Annotated in this window: 14 protein-coding genes and 1 pseudogene; 12 read left to right on the top strand and 3 right to left on the bottom strand. The window is 42.5% G+C overall.

The window, feature by feature from the left end:
- Positions 1–370: 370 nt before the first annotated feature.
- Complete coding sequence (locus IM509_RS15210) at positions 371–2,275, top strand: polysaccharide biosynthesis protein (protein ID WP_185236938.1); 1,905 nt, start codon at positions 371–373, stop codon at positions 2,273–2,275.
- A gap of 70 nt (positions 2,276–2,345) precedes the next feature.
- Here IM509_RS15210 and IM509_RS24370 read toward each other — a convergent pair.
- Both IM509_RS24370 and IM509_RS24140 read right to left on the bottom strand, forming a co-directional pair.
- Positions 2,346–2,546: pseudogene (locus IM509_RS24370) on the bottom strand (hypothetical protein).
- A 62-nt stretch (positions 2,547–2,608) separates the two neighbouring features.
- Complete coding sequence (locus tag IM509_RS24140; RefSeq protein WP_052278468.1) at positions 2,609–2,797, bottom strand: hypothetical protein; 189 nt, start codon at positions 2,795–2,797, stop codon at positions 2,609–2,611.
- A gap of 201 nt (positions 2,798–2,998) precedes the next feature.
- Between IM509_RS24140 and cobW the strand changes: the two genes are divergently transcribed.
- From cobW to IM509_RS15170, 7 genes are all read left to right on the top strand, one after another.
- On the top strand, positions 2,999–4,033 hold the full coding sequence (gene cobW, locus IM509_RS15200) for a cobalamin biosynthesis protein CobW (RefSeq protein WP_185236936.1): 1,035 nt from the start codon (positions 2,999–3,001) through the stop codon (positions 4,031–4,033).
- 943 nt (positions 4,034–4,976) lie between these two features.
- Positions 4,977–7,028, top strand: a complete 2,052-nt coding sequence (locus IM509_RS15195; RefSeq protein ID WP_002759920.1) for a M3 family metallopeptidase — start codon at positions 4,977–4,979, stop codon at positions 7,026–7,028.
- A 294-nt stretch (positions 7,029–7,322) separates the two neighbouring features.
- Positions 7,323–7,544 (top strand): hypothetical protein, encoded by a 222-nt coding sequence (locus IM509_RS15190; protein WP_185236935.1) that lies wholly within the window; start codon positions 7,323–7,325, stop codon positions 7,542–7,544.
- A complete protein-coding gene (locus IM509_RS15185) occupies positions 7,544–7,825 on the top strand; it encodes a type II toxin-antitoxin system RelE/ParE family toxin (protein ID WP_004163338.1) in 282 nt (93 codons plus the stop codon). The genes IM509_RS15190 and IM509_RS15185 overlap by 1 nt, the downstream gene beginning before the upstream one ends.
- Positions 7,826–8,213: 388 nt before the next feature.
- Entirely contained in the window at positions 8,214–10,514 is a 2,301-nt protein-coding gene (locus tag IM509_RS15180) for a sensor histidine kinase (RefSeq protein ID WP_052276811.1), read from the top strand.
- Positions 10,459–10,905 (top strand): response regulator, encoded by a 447-nt coding sequence (locus IM509_RS15175; RefSeq protein WP_052276812.1) that lies wholly within the window; start codon positions 10,459–10,461, stop codon positions 10,903–10,905. Before IM509_RS15180 ends, IM509_RS15175 begins: the two co-directional genes overlap by 56 nt.
- Positions 10,906–11,055: 150 nt before the next feature.
- Positions 11,056–12,231 carry a hybrid sensor histidine kinase/response regulator gene (locus tag IM509_RS15170; protein WP_052276813.1) on the top strand — a complete coding sequence of 392 codons (1,176 nt, stop codon included), beginning with the start codon at positions 11,056–11,058 and terminating at the stop codon, positions 12,229–12,231.
- 51 nt (positions 12,232–12,282) lie between these two features.
- Here IM509_RS15170 and IM509_RS15165 read toward each other — a convergent pair whose 3' ends face one another.
- A complete protein-coding gene (locus IM509_RS15165) occupies positions 12,283–13,158 on the bottom strand; it encodes an N-acetylmuramoyl-L-alanine amidase-like domain-containing protein (protein ID WP_185236934.1) in 876 nt (291 codons plus the stop codon).
- An 823-nt stretch (positions 13,159–13,981) separates the two neighbouring features.
- Between IM509_RS15165 and IM509_RS15160 the strand changes: the two genes are divergently transcribed.
- The 4 genes from IM509_RS15160 to IM509_RS15145 all read left to right on the top strand — a co-directional run bounded on the left by IM509_RS15160 (position 13,982) and on the right by IM509_RS15145 (position 19,835).
- Positions 13,982–14,218, top strand: coding sequence for a pentapeptide repeat-containing protein (locus IM509_RS15160; protein WP_221634785.1), 237 nt, complete (start codon positions 13,982–13,984; stop codon positions 14,216–14,218).
- A gap of 453 nt (positions 14,219–14,671) precedes the next feature.
- On the top strand, positions 14,672–18,658 hold the full coding sequence (locus IM509_RS15155; protein WP_185236933.1) for a magnesium chelatase subunit H: 3,987 nt from the start codon (positions 14,672–14,674) through the stop codon (positions 18,656–18,658).
- 60 nt (positions 18,659–18,718) lie between these two features.
- Positions 18,719–19,318, top strand: coding sequence for a hypothetical protein (locus tag IM509_RS15150; protein ID WP_072924644.1), 600 nt, complete (start codon positions 18,719–18,721; stop codon positions 19,316–19,318).
- 7 nt (positions 19,319–19,325) lie between these two features.
- Complete coding sequence (locus tag IM509_RS15145; RefSeq protein WP_052276821.1) at positions 19,326–19,835, top strand: hypothetical protein; 510 nt, start codon at positions 19,326–19,328, stop codon at positions 19,833–19,835.
- The last annotated feature ends 253 nt before the right edge of the window (positions 19,836–20,088 follow it).

The raw sequence follows: 20,088 nt of genomic DNA, 5'->3' as shown, positions 1-20,088 counted from the left end.
TCTTCGGTTTTTGTTATGCAATGGACGGGGGTTATAAGGGATGGAACCCTTATATAGAAAGGCATTTGGCGATTTTTGTCAATTATTTTTGATCTAGAGCGAACTAATCAATTAAGTCTCTTGCCAGATAAGGATTTAGTCAATTTATGCCCCCCTATCGAACCATACTAAGTAACAAAGAACCTGCTGTTTTTTCTTTCTCCTGTTCTTGTTTGAGATTAGAACTTGATTATGTAGTCAATTGAGATTGAGAATATCAATGCCAGAGTTTATAAGGTTTTCATCGGTCTAGAGCGTATCAGAACCATCTGAAATGATTATAATTTGTCAAGTACACTTTATACTAATTTAGATGAGCTTACCCCAGATGATGTATAGAAAACTGGCGAACAAAATCCTTAAATTGGCTAATTCCCTATCTAGGTCATCGAAGCGATCTCTTTTAATGGTCAGCGATTGCCTGATTTTTTGTCTGACCATCTATCTAGCCTTCTCTCTCAGGTTGAATCTGAGCCTCGAATATCAGCAAATTAGACCTTTTTTCAGGGAAATATTCAGCTTAATTGCGATTAAACTTCTAGTTTTCTATCTCAGAGGTATTTACCGTCCCGTAGTACGTTATACAGGATTAGAGTTTCTTTCGTCCGTAATGCAAGCGGTTCTCTATAGTTCAGGGGTTTTAATCAGTCTGGCCTACTTTCAAAGGGATGCCTTTTTGCCGCGTTCAGTCCTGATTATCGACGCATTGTTAACCCTAGTATTGGTTATTGGGATCAGATTGTTGATTCGTTCTGTCTTTCACCGTCTTAACATTTACGTCAGTAGTGTCGATAGAGAACCGACAATTGTTATCTATGGTGCGGGGGTTGTGGGTCGTCAATTGGCACGTTCCCTACAAAATGACCCCCACTATCGTTTATTGGCCTTTGTTGATGATAATCCCGATTTGCAGCAGCGAGTTATCCAAGGCATTAGGGTTTATTCCCCCTCTCAATTGGCACTACTGCACCAAAAACGGGCCTTTGACTGGGTTATTCTCGCTATTCCGAATGTAGCCAAGGACAAAAAGCGGCAAATCATCGAAAGTCTAGAAACTTTACCCATCGACATTAAAACCATTCCTCCCCTCTCAAAAATTTTATCGGGAGAAGCGGTCATCAATCAGATTCGCAGTGTCGATGTCTCGGAATTATTAGGACGGGAAGAAATTCTACCCCATCCCGAACTTTTGGCAAAAAATGTCACGGGTAAAGCGGTGTTAGTCACCGGGGGTGGCGGTTCCATCGGTTCGGAATTATGCCGACAAATCGCCTTCCTCAAGCCAAAATGCTTGGTAATCTACGAATTAAACGAGTTTTCCCTCTACAAAATCGATCTCGATTTAAGTGAAAATTATGCCGATTTACGCAAGTATGCCTATCTAGGCAATGTTCTCGACCGCAATCATCTGGCCCGAGTCATCCAACAACACCAGATTGAGACAATTTATCACACGGCCGCCTATAAGCACGTTCCTCTTGTGGAAGCCAATCCTAGTCAGGGGGTTTACACTAATGTTTGGGGTAGTTTAAATGTCGCTCAGACCGCGATCGAGAATTCGGTTAGTAATTTAGTTCTCATTTCCACCGATAAGTCCGTCAGACCGACTAACATTATGGGGGCCAGCAAACGCTGTGCTGAGTTAGTCGTGCAAGCTTTGGCCGCTTTACCCGACACTTCCACCTGTTGCGCGATCGTCCGCTTTGGCAATGTTCTCGATAGTAGCGGTTCCGTGGTGCCGCGTTTCCGGGAACAAATCGCCCAACGTAAGAATATTACCCTCACCCATCGCGATATTATTCGCTATTTTATGTCTATTCCCGAGGCGGTGCGTTTGGTTATACAAGCAGGAGCCATGGCCCGAGGGGGTGAGGTATTCCTGTTAGATATGGGTGAACCGGTAAGAATTTACGATTTGGCCCTACAGATGATTCGTTTAAGTGGCTTGGAATTAGGGCAAGATATTGATATTAAAATCACGGGATTAAGACCAGGGGAAAAACTCTACGAAGAATTATTAATCGATACCGATAAAGCTCGTCCCACCGCTCACCCCAAGATTTTTTGCGCTCATGAACACTTTCTTGTTTGGGACGAATTGCAAATCAAATTAGAGCAACTGCTTAATTCTATTCAAGTTAATGACCGTCAGGGCTTAGTTAAGTCCCTACAAGATTTAGTTCCCGAATACCGGACCTCGCAGCAAATAGCCGGTAATTTGTCAAGTAAAAAGTAAAAAAGAGCAGTTTTAGCGAGTGCATCCCACATTTGCAGAAATACCGACAATTAGCAATTATCAGTGACTCTTAAATTAGTACAAAAATATGAACAATCGCGTGTAAGCATCCCACCGAAAAACTAATGCGCTCCGGGGTTTGGGCCCCAACGGGGGGTTTGGGTAGGGTTGATTCATGAATCAACCCTACTATCACTAAACCCTAGGGTTGAGTGATAAAACCGAAAGTAACGCCCAATTTTAGGAGAAAGTTTCCCCTTAAAAATCCCAAATTAGTAGATTTACAAAAATGAGATGCACCAGTTTTATATCTCGTCTTTTTCACCAAATTTATTAATCTAATTGAACCGAATGCTCTTGTTTTAATTGCTTTTGGATAGTTTTTACTGTCCGCTCAATTTTATTGATCCCGCGAGAAGAAGGGCGATTTATTCTATCAGCTAGAGGAGAAGTTTGTTGAATAGCAATGCTTAAATAAAGAGGAAAAGCGAGGGTAAAGGCTAAAAAAAGACGTTGTAACATGATCCACTCCCACAAAAGTTCTTCAGCGAATTTTAACCGGCCGAAACTTTTCCCAGAATAACCACTAACTAGGAAAATTTCAGCTAGTTTGTGACAGTCCGGCAATTGGTGGGGCAATCCTAAAGAATTAGCGCTGAAACCCTCAACCCTAGACCGAGAGTCTGATACATTGATCTAGGAACATGATCGATCGCTCTATCTATGCACAAAATTCCAGTTACTGTGATCACGGGTTTTCTGGGTGCGGGAAAAACTACCCTCATCCGTCATCTACTGCAAAATAATCAAGGCCGACGGGTGGCCGTTATGGTCAATGAATTCGGAGAAGTGGGAATTGATGGTGATTTATTGAAAAGTTGTCAGACCTGCGACGACAACCCCAACGATAATATTGTGGAATTGACCAACGGTTGTCTGTGCTGCACAGTACAGGAAGAGTTTCTCCCCACCATGCAGAAATTGCTGGAACGACGGCAACAGTTGGATTGTATGCTGATCGAAACTTCGGGGTTAGCTTTACCTAAACCTCTGGTTCAAGCTTTTCGCTGGCCGGAAATCCGCAACGGTGCCACGGTGGACGGAGTAATCACGGTGGTGGATGGTTTTGCTGTCGCTAGGGGTCGTCTGGTGGCGGATTTGGACGCTTTAACGGCACAAAGGCAAGCAGACCCCAATTTAGAACACGAAACGCCCATTGAGGAGTTATTTGAGGATCAGTTAGCCTGCGCTGACCTGGTACTTTTAACTAAAACCGATCTCATCAGCGAAATTGAATTAGAAAAAATTATTAATTGGCTGAAAACACAACTGCGATCGACGGTAAAAATAGTTACTTGTGCCGATGGACAAATTAGCCCCGATGTGCTATTGGGATTTAATGCCGCCGTCGAGGATGATTTAGCTAGTCGTCCTAGTCATCATGATCACGAGGAAGAACACGATCACGATGAGGAGATCAATTCTGTGCAGTTTTGCCTCGATTCTCCCGTAGATGCCCGAATTTTGACCCAACGGCTCAAAGAATTGGTGGCCCGAGAAGAAATCTATCGGGTTAAGGGATTTGTTAATGTGGCCCATAAACCGATGCGTATGGTGTTACAGGGAGTCGGTGATCGCTTTGATTCTTTCTTCGACCGACCCTGGCAATCCACGGAAATGCGGCAAACTCGCTTGGTCTTTATCGGCCGCTCCCTCGATAGTCAGAGAATCGAGCAGGCCTTAACTAGGGTTTGCTGAATAAATGTGAAATGTAGGCAAGGTAAGAGTTTTGTGGCTTTTCTCGCGAAACAGGTGCAAGATTTTGAGAGAATCGTCGTTCAAAACCTTGCGTCTTCATCGGCCCGCGTCCTGTAGGGGCGAAGCATTCGGGCAATAACCTATCGGTGAAACTGGAGATTTTCTAACCGAATGCTTCGCCCGTACTTTTTGCCGCAAACCCTAACTAGGGTTTGCTGAAGAAGTTTTTCCTAGGGACAGGGTGTGGGGTAGGGAGATTATTTTTATTTATTCTCCCCTCTCCCTTCTCCTTTCTCCTCCTCTACAATAATTACTCGCAGCCAGAAATACGTTGGGTACTATCATACTTTGTGCTTTTTGTCAAAAAAACTTTTTTTTTGCAATAAAACTACACAAAAAAAAGATCATCGTTATGGGTGAAATTGACTGATTTGACCGTCTTAATTAGGATCACCTTCTAGGTGTGGCAAGGGTTTCAACCATTGCTGCCCAAAAAAGCACAGAATAACCCACTATGAAATTCTATCAAATCGCTGTAACCCTTGTAACATCGTTGTTAAATAAAAATCTTTCTCAATTAATTCTTAAGAATTTGTAAATATTGCGGAATGTTAATTTAAATATTCTCAAGTTTTTGGAGTCAATAAATAATTTTTGCTTATCTTTAGCCCACATTGGGTTAGGAGTCAGGAGTCAGGAGTCAGGAGACAGGAGACAGGAGTCAGGAGACAGGAGATAGGAGACAGGAGATAGGAGACAGGAGACAGGAGACAGGAGAGAGGAGACAGGAGACAAGGGGCAGCTTTGTTCTCCCCACACCCCACACCCCACCTCCCACTGATCACAGAAAAAGCTCCGGCGCTCGATCGCCCGGATAGATGGTCGGGGATTTGGGTTAGGGTAGTAAAAGATACAGATTACCCACCCTTCCAGACCAACAATTATGACGAACACCAGTAACCCGCTGCTTGCCGGTCAAGGATTACCGGCTTTTGACCAAATCCAACCCGGCCTAATTGTCCCTGGCATGACGCAACTTTTGCAGGAACTGGCCAGAGAATTAACCGATTTAGAAGCGCAGATTGCCCCCACCTGGGAAAAATTAGTCGAACCCCTCACCCGGATCGAAGAACGTTTAAGCTGGAGTTGGGGGATTATCGGTCATCTGATGGGGGTAAAAAATAGCCCGGAATTGCGTCAAGCTTACGAAACCGTACAACCACAGGTAGTCGAGTTTATTAGCCGTTTAAGCCAAAGTAAACCCATTTATGAGGCATTCTCGTCCCTGCGTCAAGGGGAAAGCTGGGGGCAATTAGACGAGGCACAACAGCGCATTGTCGAAGCTTCTCTGCGGGATGCCCAATTGGCCGGGGTGGGATTGGTAGGGGAGAAAAAAGACAGATTTAACGCGATTCAACTGGAATTAGCGGAAATCACCACGAAATTTTCTAATAACCTCCTCGATGCCACCAAAGCTTTTCAACTAAAACTAACAACCCCAGAAGATATCGCCGGTTTACCCCCTAGTCTCCTCAGTTTAGCCGCCCAAACCGCCCGGGGCCAAGGGGAAACTAACGCCAGCACCGAAACTGGTCCCTGGGTGATTACCCTCGATTTTCCCAGTTATTTCCCCTTTATGAAGTACAGCGATAATCGGGAATTGCGGGAAAAACTCTATAAAGCCTACGTTAGTCGGGCTGATCTGGGAGAATTGGATAATAATCCCTTAATCGATCGCATTTTGCAACTTCGTCAGGAACAGGCCCATCTTTTAGGTTATAGTACCTACGCCGAGGTCAGTCTTGCCCGCAAAATGGCCAATTCTGTGGATGAAATCGAGAAATTGCTTGACAATTTACGCCAAGTAAGCTATAAAGCGGCAAAACAGGATTTAGAGGCCTTAAAAACTTTTGCGGGAACCGACGATCTCAAGCATTGGGATATAGCCTATTGGTCAGAAAAACAGCGTCAGGCCAAGTTTAACTTTAGTGCCGAGGAATTACGCCCCTATTTCCCCCTACCACGGGTTTTAGAAGGCATATTTAGCCTCGCTAAACGGATTTTTGGGGTGGAAATTATCGCTACCGACGGTAAAGCACCTATCTGGCATCCTGATGTGCGTTATTTCCAGATTAACGACGAAAAGGGCGAAAAAATCGCCTATTTCTACCTCGATGCCTACAGTCGTCCCGCCGAAAAACGCGGCGGTGCTTGGATGGATGTCTGTATCGGTCGCGCCAAAACTGGTGCCGAGGTGCGTTTACCTGTGGCCTATTTAATCTGCAATCAAACGCCTCCAGTGGACGGAAACCCCAGTTTAATGACCTTTGAGGAGGTAACTACCCTATTTCACGAATTTGGCCACGGTTTACAGCATATGTTAACCACTGTGGATTATTCTGGCGCGGCGGGTATTAATAACGTTGAGTGGGACGCGGTGGAATTGCCCAGTCAATTTATGGAAAATTGGTGTTATGATCGCCCTACTTTAATGAGTATGGCCAAACACTACGAAACCGGTGAAACTCTCCCCGAACATTACTATCAAAAACTGCTCCTAGCTAAGAATTATATGAGCGGTTCGGCTATGCTGCGTCAGTTACATTTGTCTTTAGTAGATTTGGAATTACACCATCGTTATCAACCCAATGGCGGCGAAACTCCTAAACAAGTCAGACAGCGTTTAGCGGCGACGACGACGATCATTCCTCCCCTACCAGAAGATGCTTTCTTATGTTCTTTTGGGCATATTTTCGCTGGCGGTTATGCGGCGGGTTACTATAGTTATAAATGGGCAGAAGTTCTCAGCGCCGATGCTTTTGCCGCTTTCGAGGAAGTGGGATTAGATAACGAAGAAGCAGTGAAAGCGATCGGCCGCCGTTTTCGCGATACTGTCTTAGCTATGGGGGGAAGTTCCCATCCTATGAATGTTTTTAAAGCTTTCCGCGGTCGCGAACCTAGTACCGAGCCTCTCCTCCGTCATAGCGGCTTATAAAAGTAACCAAACACTTTTCTTTGTGGTGCGTTACGGCAATATTTAGCTCTTGATTTTTTCCCTAAAAACAAGGGATTGTCTGACGCACCCTACTTGACTATCTTGTGATAAGTAGGTAGGCGTTAAAAGTTGTCAGACACCCCCCTTATCAAGGGGGGGACTAAGGGGGGATCGGCACCCCCCTTATCAAGGGGGGACTAAGGGGGGATCGAACCTAAAATCCATTTTTAATTTAATTATAACCAGCTACTTAGCATATCAGGAAAAAAAGTTAACTAACAGGAGTCAACTTTAATGAGTATCGCATTTTTTCAAGATCTGATCGAATCGGTAGAGAGTCTATCCATTGAAGACCAAGATTATTTGTTTGAGCTAATTCGTAAAAGACGCATTGAGAAACGCCGGGAGGAGATGGCTAAAAATGGCGAAGAAACCTTAAAATCTTTAGCGATGGGAACAGCAAAAAAAGGCAGCACTGAAGAGATAATGGCTTATTTGTTAGAGGATGAAGAATAATGAAATTAGTTGCTGACAAAAGCTTTAAAAGAGCTTTTCAACGCTTAATCAGCAAAAATCCTCAACTACAAAGCAAGGTATCAGAGGTTCTACATTTGTTAGAAGATAATCCCTTTACCCCTTCTTTAAAATCTCATAAGCTGACAGGTAGATTAGAAGGTTATTGGTCATGTTCTGTTAGTTATGATTGCCGTATTATTTTTACTTTTCGTCAAGATACTGATTCAGGAGAAACTTTAATTGTTATAGTTGATATTGGCAAACACGATCAAGTTTACTAATTTATCTCTTGAATTTGTTCTTTCTTATCAATTGTATAATCACAGTACGATATCGCCTACTTTTCTAGGGTGCGTTCCTGGAAATTTTTGGGTCTGAAACCCCTTAACTACTGTATATTTTTATTAAGAATTATCTGTCCCTTGTAACATTAAATCTTAATTCTTAACAAATGACCATAGATTATCAGAGAAAAACTGATTATAATAAAGGGAACTGAACAGAACTGCTCGATCGATAGATAACTGATTAATTAAAGTTTTATTACTTTTGATGGCCTGGGATTAAGATAAGTAAATTTATTCTTGATCGCCCCTTGGAAGTGAGAAGAAATAGTTTTAATAAACAAAGAGTTTTCAACTTGGCAAAAATCCTCTGGGGGAAATACACATGGAAGTTCTAACCGAGACAATTAACCCAACTTCGATCGAACGGGAACCGATCCATCTCTATAACCGAATTCAACCGCACGGAGTGCTTTTAGTTCTCAGCGAACCAGAGCTAAAAGTCAGCCAAACTAGCAGTAATAGCCGCAGTTTATTGGGGATTTCTCCGGGGGAAATTATCGGTAAAACCCTAGAGGAAATCTTCGATCCCTTTCAGATCGATCCTCTAAAATCAGCCATAGAAAATAACGATTTTGATGCTATCAATCCCTCCAAAATTTGGGCGCGGGTTAAAGGGGATGATTTTGCTGTCTTTGATGCTATTTTCCACCGCAACGCCGAACAAATGCTGATTTTAGAGTTAGAACCAGCTATTTCCTATGAAAACATTCCTTTCCTGAGATTCTATCACCTAGCCAAAACTTCGATCGATAAACTTGAAGCCACCCGTAGCCTGAAAGATTTCTGTAATATCATCGTTAAAGAAGTGCGAAAAATGACAGGATTCGATCGAGTTATGTTATACAAATTCGACGAAGAAGATAACGGTGATGTGATAGCAGAAGACAAAATAGAGCAACTAGAACCCTATCTCGGTTTACGTTATCCCGCTTCCGATATCCCTCTCCCGGCACGAAATTTATTAAGTGCTAATTGGATTCGACAGATTCCCGATGCTACCTCTGAACCCGTCGATCTAGTGCCTAGTCTTCATCCCGAAACCCAACAACCCTTAAATTTAACCCTGTCCAGTCTTAGAAGTGCTTCTCCCTGTCATTTAGAATACCTGCATAATATGGGAGTGGGAGCATCTCTAACGATTTCTCTGATTGAAAATAAACGTCTCTGGGGCATTATTGCCTGTCATCACCGCACCCCTAAATATGTACCCTACGAACTCCGTAAAGCTTGTGAGTTCTTAGGAAGAGTAATTTTCTCGGAAATATCGGCACGGGAAGAAACCGAGGATTATGACTATCGAGTAAAATTAACCTTTGTGCAATCGCAATTAATCGATTATATGGCGGAAGCTAATAACTTTATTGATGGATTAATTGCCCATAAACCGAATCTGCTCGATCTAACTAAAGCCACGGGAGCTGCTATTTGTTTAGGCGGCAATTATACCTTAATTGGAGTAACACCGAGCGAAGAAGAACTAAATTATCTGATTACTTGGCTAGAAAAAAACGTCCATGAAGATGTTTACTATACCAATTCCTTACCGCGAATTTATGCCGATGCGGGTAAGTTTAAAGACATTGCCAGTGGTTTACTAGCAATTCCCATTTCTAAACGTAATTATCTCCTCTGGTTTCGTCCGGAAGTAATTCAAACCGTGAACTGGGGTGGTGATCCGGGTAAAGCGATCGAAACGACTGCCATAGATGGTGATATTCGTCTCTGTCCGCGTAAATCTTTCTCCCTCTGGAAAGAAACCGTTCGCCTCAAATCTTTCCCCTGGAAAGCAGTAGAAATTAACGCCGCACTAGAATTACGAAAAGCGATCGTCAATATCATCTTAAAACAAGCCGATGAATTGGCCCGTTTAGCGCGGGATTTGGAACTATCAAACGCCGAATTAAAAAAATTCGCCTACGTCGCCTCCCACGATTTACAGGAACCCCTCAATCAAGTCGCCAACTATGTGCAGTTGCTAGAAATGCGCTACACCGAAGAACTGGACGAAGATGCTAAAGAATTTATTACTTTTGCCGTCGAAGGTGTCAGTTTGATGCAAACATTAATAGATGATGTGCTGGCTTACTCGAAAGTGGATATGCAGGCGGTAGAGTTTAATACCATCGATGCTAATCTGGCACTGGAAAAAGCTCTCGCTAACCTGAAAGGGAGAATTCAGGAAAGTCAAGCTGTGATCACCGTTGATCCTTTGCCAATTGTCATGGCAGATAAAACCCAGTTAATGCAATTGTTCCAAAATCTCATCGGTAATGCCATTAAATTCCGAGGAAAAGCAACCCCCACTATTCATATTGCTGCTCAACGTCAAGAGGAGGAATGGCTGTTCTCTATTAGCGATAATGGAATTGGCATCGATCCCCGATTTTCCGAACGCATTTTCGTGATTTTCCAACGACTGCACACCCGCGACGAGTACCCCGGCACAGGTATGGGTTTGGCGATTTGCAAGAAAATTATCGAGTGTCATCGCGGACGAATTTGGGTAGAATCCCAATTAGGCAAAGGAGCGGTTTTCTATTTTACAATTCCCCTAGGAGGTAACGAGCGTGAGCGCTGGCGAGGACGTGCCACACAAAATTATCTTATTAGTGGAGGACAGTAAAGCTGATATTCGCCTCATCCAAGAGGCATTAAAAACTAGCACCGTCCCGCATGAATTAGTTATCGTTAGGGACGGTGTCAACGCCATGGATTATCTGCGTCGAGAAGGGGAGTATCTCGATTCTCCCCGTCCTAATCTGATTCTTCTCGATCTGAATTTGCCCAGAAAAGACGGACGGGAGGTATTAGCGGAAATCAAAAACGATCCCAGTTTAAAAAGAATTCCTGTGGTGGTTTTAACCACGTCTCGCAACGAGGAGGATATTTTTCATAGCTATGAACTGCACGTTAATTGTTATATAACCAAGTCGCGCAATCTCAACGATTTGTTCAAAATTGTCAAAAATATCGAGGCTTTTTGGTTAGAAACCGCTACTTTACCAACGGAGTGAATCATGATCAGTTATCAGTTATTCAGTTATCAGTTATCAGGAGTCAGGAGTCAGGAGTCAGCTTTATTCTCCCCACACCCCACACCCCACACCCCACACCCTACACCCCACTTCCTAACCTCCCAAATCTCTTTAACTCTTGATTAAAAAATGGGACTCTCGCAGGATATAAAAGTTCTTTTAATCGAGGATAATTTAGCCGAAGCTCGATTATTAAAGGAAATTCTTAAGGGTAATGAAAAAAAAGAATTTCATCTGGTTAATGTGTCAAGATTATCCGAGGCGATTTCTCTGTTACAACAAACAAATTTTGATGTAATTTTATTAGATCTAACTTTACCAGATAGTCAGGGTTTGGAATCCTTAGCTCCCCTTTTAATTACCGCTCCGAAATTGCCAATCGTGGTTTTAACTAATACTAATGATGATAATTTAGCTTTGGCAGCACTGCGTCAGGGAGCGCAGGATTATTTAATTAAAAGAGAAGTAAGTTTAGAAATTTTAACTCGATCGCTATGTTATGCGATCGAGCGAAAACAGATGGAGGAAGCTTTACGAGAATCCAACGAAGCTTTAAAAATGAGCGTGATTGAACGCACTAATCAACTGGAAAAAGCTCAGGAATTAAATCAGTTAAAAACTGAATTTGTTTCCATGTTATCCCACGATTTTCGCAATCCTTTAAATAAAATTTTACTCTCGGCTGGATTATTAGAAGAAAGTCGCGATCGGTTGACAAAAGATCAGCAAGTTAGCTATTTTCGCATGATTCGATCGGCCATTAAAGACATGGATCAATTGCTCACAGAAGTGTTATTAATTGGCCGGGCCGATTCCGGGAGATTATACTGTCAATTTGATCCGGTGGATTTGCTGGATTATTGTCAGAAATTGGTAGAATCTTTTACGGTTAAGCCGGAGCCGCAATTAGCAATTATTTTCCAAATTGAGGGCAGCTTAGAAAGAGGACTTTGGGATATAAATTTAATTAAACATATCTTGACAAATTTACTGGGAAATGCTCTCAAATATTCACCCCAAGGAAACCCCGTAGAATTTAAGATTATTGTCGAATCCGAGCAGGTAGTCTTTAAAATTATTGATCGAGGAATTGGTATTCCCAGCAAAGATAAAGGAAATTTATTTAAACCTTTTTATCGCGGTAGCAATGTCGATAATATTCAAGGAACGGGATTAGGATTAGCCATTGTCGGACGCTGTGTGGAAGCGCACAAAGGACAAATTTACCTGGAAAGTGAGGAAGGAAAAGGCACAAAGATCACGGTGATTCTACCGATTATTACCGACATTGAACACCTAAATTGAGATGAATAATAGGGTGAGATCACAATTTTTTTTTCTGTCCTCGCTCCCTATCTACCTATTTCTTGGATTAAGGGGACGAACGACAAAAATACCGATGGCTTTGTCCACTTTAGTGATATATTTTTCTAGGTCTTTAGCAATGGTAACTTGACCAGCAGGAGAGGCATGAATTAAGCCAATTTTGCCATCGGAAAAGCGATAAACTAGACCGGTATGGGTGGTATCTAAACCAGGGATATTAGTCACGACACCGATAATATCGCCAGCTTGTAGTTGTGGATAAATATCTTTAATCTTAGGGGTGGGAATATAGGTTAAGGATAAACTCTCTAATTGCCGTTCTACCTGTTGAATACAATCGTAATTACTTTGAGTTTTTAACTGGGGATATAGAGGTCGATTTTTACTCATAAAATTGAGCTTTTTGTCAAGAGTAATTCCTCCTAATTTGTGAGTAATATTTTCTAGATTACCTCGTTTTTGGTTGTCATTAATCCAATCGGAAAAGTAATGCAAGCGACTACAATAACCGTCGAGAATACCGTGGCGATAACGCTGATTTAAAACCTGCTGACTAAAAGCAGAATACTGATAATTTTTTAAAGCAAAATTGTGACTCAAAGCGAGAACTGTTTCCACAAAAAGGACACAATCAAACTCTTTTAAAGAGATAAATAATTTTTCTGTTGCCGAGCGATCGAGTAATCCTGCTTGATATTTTGCTCCTAAAAATTGAGTGGCGATATTCTGAATTATATCAGCCATGAGTAAGCGATCGAGTTGTTGATTTTGGGCATACTGTACCAGTTTTTGATAATTAGGATCCCTGACTTCTCGAACAAGAATAGTTTCCGATCGAGCTATACTCAAGGGAATTAAAACAGGATTAATTAATAAATAGGGTAAAGTTATCCAATTAAAAAACATTGTCGATCGATTACTGAAAATAATAAGGGTTTATCACCGACTAATACAAATTAACTACCGGAGTTATAATCTGCTGGGTTTAACTGGTATTTCTCATTGTATTCTACTACATAAGTAGGTGGTTATAATTAAATTAAAAATGGATTTTAGGTTCGATCCCCCCTGCCCCCCTTAATAAGGGGGGTGCCGATAGGCGGGGGGATCCCCCCTTAATCCCCCCTTAATAAGGGGGGCATCTGATAATTTTTAACGCCTACCTACATATAGCAATTATCTTAATGGTGAGTTATCAGGGTTTCGTTTTGGGGAGACTCCGAGACGATGGAATTGAATTAGCAATGATCAATTCCGAGACAGAAAAGGGGTTTCTCGGAGAAACCCCTTTTCTACTCATGCAAAAGGGGGAATACATAATCATTTTTTAATAACTGGATTTAGTATCAGTCATCGACACAATTTTGAGTAAACCTCTAACCTAGTTATACTAAATCCGTTTTTAATAGTACGCTTAACTCCTAAGTCTAGGTACTTAAGACGTGCGATAGTCAAAGGATTTTCGCGGTCGCTGGTTGATAAAATCCGTCACTCGATCTACGCTTGTTTGAAGATTTGACGGATGCCATTCTCGTCATTTTCTTGATTCCTAAACATCTGTCTCATTGCATTACTTCTAATGGGCTTCTGACTTTTGCCATCATTGATTTTTATAGATATTTGTGGTACATTACATTACAAAAGACGTAGCAATCAGCAGAGAACCTTGTCTATGACTGTCTGCTCGTTGAATTAATCCTTTCATATACCCTAAATTAAGGAGAAGACTATGGCTAATCGATTGGATGTAAGGAAGGTGATGCGGGGTGATAAAGACCTGAGCGGTGCTGACCTGAGCGGTGCTAACCTGAGCGGTGCTAACCTGAGCGATGCTAACCTGAGCGGTGCTGACCTGAGCCGTCCTTTCCTGAGCGATGCTGACCTGAGCCGTGCTAAACTGAGGGGTGCTAACCTGAAAGGTACGAAAATGCCCGAAGGCTGGGAATTTAGTGTCAGAGATAGTTAATCATTTCTGAAGCATTCGATCGAAATCTGGCGTTGCTGAGTAGCGGTATGATTTGGCAAAATTCTCAACCAGTTTTCAGAGCTTTTAGCAGTCAACTCATTCTTTGAATCGGCAACGCTTGTCTCAAACTTATTGGAAACGACTATAACAGCGACATCTCGTCCGAGATGCCATTTTCTACCACTTTTTATTAAAAAAGTCAATAGATTAAATATTAATTTTTGTGAAGAAAAGCTTGAGCAGTTACTCCGAAAGCTCTTTACCATCTGTTACAAAATATGGCAAGATATTTATCGAATTGTGTCAAAACCCAGAGTAAATGCTCATTAGGGTTACATTTTCTGATACAAAACAGAAACATATATCTAAATACCTTAAACAAAGGGCGATCGTCATCTGATGACGAAAATCCCTTCATACCAGACTCAGCAATTCTAAGGAGAACCATCATATATGTTCACTCACGTCAAGTCCACCATTCGTCACATAGTTCCTGACGGGTTGAATGGTCGATCGCTGGTCAAGGTGGTCTATGTCGTGCTAGAACCTCAGTACCAAAGTGCGCTGAGTAGTGCGGTCAGGGAAATCAACGCTAACAACCCGAAACTAGCGATCGAAATTAGTGGTTATTTAATCGAAGAACTGCGCGATGGGGAAAACTATCGCAATTTTCAAGAGGATGTGGCCAAAGCTAATATTTTCATCGCTTCTCTTATCTTTATCGAAGATTTAGCCGATAAAGTTGTGGCCGCTGTCGGTCCCCATCGGGATAAATTAGATGCGGCGATCGTCTTTCCCTCCATGCCCCAGGTAATGCGCTTAAATAAATTAGGTTGCTTTTCCATGGCTCAATTGGGACAGTCTAAGAGTGTCATCGCTAACTTTATGAAAAAGCGCAAGGAAAACTCCGGCGCTGGTTTCCAAGACGCGATGTTAAAGTTATTGCGAACCTTACCGCAAGTCCTGAAATACCTCCCCATGGAAAAAGCTCAGGACGCACGCAACTTTATGTTAAGTTTCCAGTATTGGCTAGGAGGTTCCGCAGAAAATTTAGAGAACTTCCTGTTAATGTTGGCCGATAAGTACGTCTTCGATAACAAGGATGACAGTGTAGTTTACAAGGAACCGGTAGTTTATCCAGATCTGGGTATCTGGCATCCTTTATCCATGAAAATGTTCGAGGATGTCAAGGAATACTTCGCTTGGTACAATAATCGCAGTGATATTGCCGATGACCTAAAAGACCCCTTAGCTCCCTGTGTTGGCTTAATTTTACAGAGAACTCACCTCGTTACTGGTGATGACGCTCATTATGTCGCTCTCGTGCAGGAATTCGAGTCTATGGGTGCGCGAGTCCTTCCCGTTTTTGCCGGGGGATTAGACTTTTCTAAACCGGTAGAAGAATATTTCTGGGATAAAAGCTTAAAAGGAGTGGAAGCGGTTGCTATTGTTGATACGGTAATTTCCCTGACGGGATTTGCTTTAGTGGGGGGTCCAGCGCGACAAGATCATCCGAAAGCGATAGAATCCTTAAAACGTCTCAATCGTCCCTATATGTGCGCGTTACCGCTAGTTTTCCAAACCACTCAGGAATGGGAAGAAAGCGATTTGGGGTTACACCCGATTCAAGTAGCGCTACAGATTGCCATTCCCGAATTAGACGGTGCGATCGAACCTATTATATTATCAGGCCGGGATGGGGCTACGGGTAAAGCGATCGCTTTACAGGATCGGGTAGAAGCGATCGCTCAACGGGCGCTAAAATGGGCTAACCTAAGAAAGAAACCGAAACTCAATAAAAAAGTCGCCATCACTGTCTTTAGTTTCCCCCCCGATAAAGGGAATGTGGGAACCGCAGCCTATCTAGATGTGTTCGGTTCCATCTACGAGGTGATGCAAGCGTTACAAAATAACGGTTATGACTTGCAGGATCTACCCGCATCTCCCCGAGAACTGATGGAAGCGGTAATCCATGATGCCACCGCACAATACCATAGTCCGGAGCTAAATATCGCTTATCGGATGTCTGTACCTGAATACGAACGTTTAACCCCCTATTCCGTCCGTTTGGAGGAAAATTGGGGACCACCACCGGGACACCTCAACAGTGATGGACAAAATCTATTAATCTACGGGAAAGAGTTCGGTAATGTTTTTATTGGGGTTCAACCCACCTTCGGTTATGAAGGGGATCCGATGCGTCTGCTCTTTTCTCGTTCTGCTAGTCCCCACCACGGTTTTGCAGCCTACTATACCTATCTCAATCAAGTCTGGAAAGCAGATGCGGTTCTTCATTTTGGCACCCACGGTTCCCTAGAATTTATGCCGGGGAAACAGATGGGAATGTCTGGAGAATGCTACCCCGATAACCTCATCGGGATGATTCCCAACCTCTACTATTATGCCGCTAATAACCCCAGCGAAGCGACGATCGCTAAACGTCGTAGTTATGCGGAAACTATCTCCTATCTCACTCCCCCCGCAGAAAATGCCGGACTCTACAAAGGGTTAAAAGAACTAAGCGAGTTGATCGGTTCCTACCAAACCCTGAAAGATAGTGGGCGTGGGGTGCAAATTGTCAATACCATTGTCGATAAATGTTTATTAGTTAATCTTGACAAAGATATAAGTTTACCTGATGGTGACACCGCCCATCTCAGTCAAGAGGAACGGGATAATATTGTCGGTTCGGTCTATCGTAAACTGATGGAAATTGAATCGCGCTTGCTTCCCTGCGGACTTCATGTTATTGGGAAACCCCCCTCGGCGCTCGAAGCGGTGGCAACTTTGGTCAATATTGCCAGTTTAGACCGGGAAGAGGACGATTTACTCTCCTTACCCCGGATTATTGCCAACAGCATCGGCCGGGATATAGAGGAAGTTTATCGCAATAGCGATCGAGGTGTGTTAGAAGATGTGGAACTACTGCAAAACATCACCCTCGCGACTCGCGCTGCCGTCGCAACTTTAGTCGAGTCTCAAACCGACGCGGAAGGTCGGGTATCGATGCTTTCTAAGCTGAATTTCTTGAATATAGGCAAGAAATCACCTTGGATCGAAACTTTACGGTCGATGGGTTATCCAAAAGTTGATTCGGAAGCGTTAAAACCCCTGTTTGAATACCTAGAATTCTGTTTAGAACAGGTTTGTGCCGATAATGAATTAGGGGCCCTATTAAAAGCATTAGAAGGGGAATACGTTCTTCCCGGTCCCGGTGGCGACCCCATCCGTAACCCCGGAGTTTTACCGACGGGTAAAAATATCCACGCTTTAGACCCCCAATCTATCCCGACCCTAGCGGCGGTAAAATCGGCTAAAATCGTGGTGGATCGTCTGTTAGAACGGCAAAAACTGGATAATGGCGGTAAATATCCCGAAACCATCGCTTGTGTTCTCTGGGGAACCGATAACATCAAAACCTATGGGGAATCCCTAGCACAAATTCTCTGGATGGTGGGAGTTCGTCCCGTTCCCGATGCTTTGGGACGGGTGAATAAACTGGAATTAATTCCCCTAGAGGAGTTAGGAAGACCGCGCATTGATGTGGTGGTCAATTGTTCTGGTGTTTTCCGGGATTTATTTATCAATCAGATGAATTTGCTTGACCAAGGGGTAAAAATGGCCGCGGAAGCAAATGAACCGGTAGAGATGAATTATGTCCGCAAACACGCTATGGAACAAGCAAAAGAAATGGGTTTAACGGTTCGACAGGCAGCCACCCGCATCTTTTCTAATGCTTCTGGTTCCTATTCTTCTAACATCAATCTCGCGGTGGAAAATAGCAGTTGGGAAGATGAAAAAGAGTTACAGAATATGTATCTCAACCGTAAGGGTTTTGCTTTCGATTCTGATAATCCGGGGATGATGGCCGATAATCGTCAGTTGTTTGAAGCATCCTTAAAAACTGCGGAGGCAACTTTCCAAAATTTGGATTCTAGCGAGATTAGTTTAACCGATGTTTCCCACTATTTCGACTCGGACCCGACAAAAGTTGTCGCTAGTTTACGCGATGATGGCAAAAAACCGGCGGCCTATATTGCCGATACTACCACCGCTAACGCTCAAGTGCGTACTTTATCGGAAACCGTGCGCTTGGATACCCGCACCAAGTTACTCAATCCCAAATGGTACGAGGGAATGTTAAGTCACGGTTACGAAGGAGTCCGAGAGTTATCGAAGCGTTTGGTTAATACCATGGGATGGTCGGCAACTGCTGACGCGGTGGATAATTGGGTGTATGAAGATGTCAACACCACCTTTATTCAAGATGAGGAAATGTGTCAGCGTCTGATGAATCTCAATCCTAATTCTTTCCGCAAGATGGTGGGAACCCTGCTAGAAGTTAATGGTCGCGGTTACTGGGAAACTTCTCAAGAGAATTTAGACCGCTTACAGGAACTTTATCAAGAAGTGGAGGACCGTATCGAAGGAATCGAGTAGAATAGATAGATAAGACTTGAGAGACTGGCTAATTACCGGTCTCTTGAGTTTTGAACAAAGATGAAAAATAACTTTTGGGGGTTAATTTGGTCTAGTTTTAACGAAATTCAAGGGGTTTTACTCGGTCTTCTTGGATTTTTAGGAGGTATTGCCTTAATTCGTTATCCATTCAATACTTCTATTCCTCTAGATCTAGTAATTATTGTCAGTTTCTTCACCCTACTGTTTATAGCCACTTTGTTAAGTGCTGTTAACACACTTCTTAGACAGAAGCAAAAATTAGAGGCAGAAGTTAAGCAACTTCAGGAGGTAAACCAAAAGCTAGAGACTGAAATTAAACAGCGCATTATCCCTAAAATTCTAAGAGTTCAAAAGAACGCAAACAATAATATTCTATGCTTACTCGAAGCCTCCAATTTATTTGCGTATGATATCTATATTTCTTTCTACTACACGGATGATGACGGGTTTGAAAATTTAATTGGAATAGGTTTCGTAAACGTGATCCAAAATGATGGAAAAATACAAGCTATTCTAAATCAGCCGTCTCCTAACTATCAAAATATTATCGATGCCCTAGATGGAAACGATCCCAAATTAATTGAAAAAATAATCATCAAGCCTAGCAGTCCTAGAAATTTCAATACCGGTCAACCCTAGAAGAAACATGGAAAACCTAACTGAAACGACATTATTATCGCCTAAAGGTACATTCCCCGCCCAGATAGTTAATATCCTTGATCCGTATCGATTAGTCATGAATCGAGGCGAACGAAATAGAATTCAAGTGGGTCGCCGAGTATTGATATATGGGATAAGCGAGGAAGAAATTATAGACCCTAATACGGGAGAATCTTTAGGGTTTCTCGAATTAGTAAGAGGTACGGGAAGAATTATTTTGGTTCAAGATAAAATATCTATTATAGAATCAGACAAAAAGCCAGACATAGATTTAAATAAACTTTATTATTTGATCAGAGAATATCATTTGCTGCAACCTAGAGACTTGTCTGAATTATCTTATATCCCCCCCTTGACTCCTTCTGGAATTGAATACTTAGCAAAGAAAGAGTTACAGTCAACGAGAGAAAGAGAGTTAAAATCAATGATTGATAAATTAGGAAAAAGACTACCGTTTGAAAATCCTCAAGTTGGCGATCTAGTCAAGCCTATTTAATCGTTATAATCAAAAATTAGTCCAGTTGTGCATTTTATTCAGCAAAAAAAGGATTAAGAGGGTTTCTGTCGGGTTGTCGGGTTTCGTAGCCTCAACCCGACCTACGAATTTACTACGAATTTACTACCATTTTTGTCTAGGAAAAACTAATTCCAGATTTACCCGGATGTATGAGTCAGGGTGAAACTTGAGAAGAAGTGATTATTAATATTGAAGAAGCGAGCGAATTTGGATAGAGACGGTTTATTTTGGT

This window comes from Microcystis sp. M31BS1 (assembly GCF_020245285.1).
In the GTDB taxonomy this organism is placed as follows: domain Bacteria; phylum Cyanobacteriota; class Cyanobacteriia; order Cyanobacteriales; family Microcystaceae; genus Microcystis; species Microcystis panniformis.
Note: the sequence above shows the minus strand (reverse complement) of the source record. Positions and strands in the feature narration are given on the sequence as shown.